Source organism: Actinomyces urogenitalis DSM 15434 (genome assembly GCF_000159035.1).
GTDB lineage: Bacteria > Actinomycetota > Actinomycetes > Actinomycetales > Actinomycetaceae > Actinomyces > Actinomyces urogenitalis.
This window is the reverse complement of record NZ_DS999596.1, coordinates 1-1,076: the sequence shown is the minus strand read 5'-3', so window position 1 is coordinate 1,076 and position 1,076 is coordinate 1. Positions and strand designations below refer to the sequence as shown.

At 68.2% G+C, this 1,076-nt stretch carries 2 protein-coding genes; both read right to left on the bottom strand.

The features are described from left to right. Window positions 1–448, bottom strand: a 448-nt coding sequence (locus HMPREF0058_RS13295; protein ID WP_248597033.1) for a transposase, incomplete at its 3' end; no start/stop codon positions are given. Beyond that, window positions 339–962: a transposase family protein gene (locus HMPREF0058_RS13290; RefSeq protein WP_248597032.1), complete on the bottom strand. Its 624-nt coding sequence runs from the start codon at window positions 960–962 to the stop codon at window positions 339–341. The genes HMPREF0058_RS13290 and HMPREF0058_RS13295, both read right to left, overlap by 110 nt. Window positions 963–1,076: the final 114 nt, after the last annotated feature.

Genomic DNA, 1,076 nt, shown 5'->3' with positions numbered 1-1,076 from the left:
CCAATGCGCTGGCCAGCCGGGTCTGCTGGCGCGGCGAGAGGCGCTGCCTCCCGGCGCGGAGAACATGGCGGATGCCGTAGAGAGGGTCGCCCTTGCGGCCTCGGTGGCCGAGGGTCTCCTGCTGGATCCGGCGGCGGACGTCATCGACGGCCGCACCGGCGAGCTTGACGATATGGAACGCGTCCAGCACGCAGGTGGCGTCCTCGAGCTGGTCATCGATCGCGTTCTTGTATCCCTGGAACAGGTCCAGCGTTGCGATCTCGACCCGCTTGCGGAACTCATCGCCGCGCTCGTCGAGCCAGTCTCGGTAGGCCTTGCCGGATCGGCCGGGGACGAGGTCAAGGAGCCTGGCAGTGGGGTGGGATCCTCGAGCCAGATCGACCATCCCGGTGAGCTCCTTCGGTCCGCGCCGGCGCGGGTCCCGGTGATGCCAGACATGTTCGTCCACGCCCAGGACCTGCACGTCCTCGAACCGGGAAGGGTCGTTCGCGGCCTCGATCAGGACCGGTCGAACCTGGGACCAGAACGTGTTCCACGTCGTGCCGAGCTGGCGGGCCAGGCCCTGGATCGTCGCCCCCTCGCGCCGGAGCCGGCCGATCGCCCAGCGGACAGCGCGCCTGCTTAGCAGGCCCCGTGGAGCGCAGACCTGCGGATTGCTCGACGAAGGTCGTCACCGCGCAGACGCCCTCGAGACAGATCCAGCGACGCTTGCGCCACCGGATCCGCACCGGACGGCCCGCCCACGGAGCATCGATCACCTCGACCACCACCCGACCGTCACCGGTGGCGATAACCCCGCAACCGGGGCATCCGGCCACTGGATCGCAGGACTCCACCTCGAGCACCAGTCCCGCCCGGGCCTTCGAGACGGCCACCAGATGAAGGCCCGGGAAGTCCAGAAGGAAGTCACACCGGTCGCAGCGATCGAGCGCGTCAGGGCATGCACAACGATGGTCGGGCATCGTCGAGGTCCTTGAGATCAGCGGGCGTAGAAGTCCGCTCATCATCAAGGACCTCGACGTCTATCCCCAGCTACCCCCCATCACCGGCGCGCCCACACTCAACTCTGAAGAGCC

Bases quoted from the DNA above. Each gene is read 5' to 3' on its own strand.
- HMPREF0058_RS13290 (WP_248597032.1), bottom strand. From the start codon at position 962: ATGCCCGACCATCGTTGTGCATGCCCTGACGCGCTCGATCGCTGCGAC.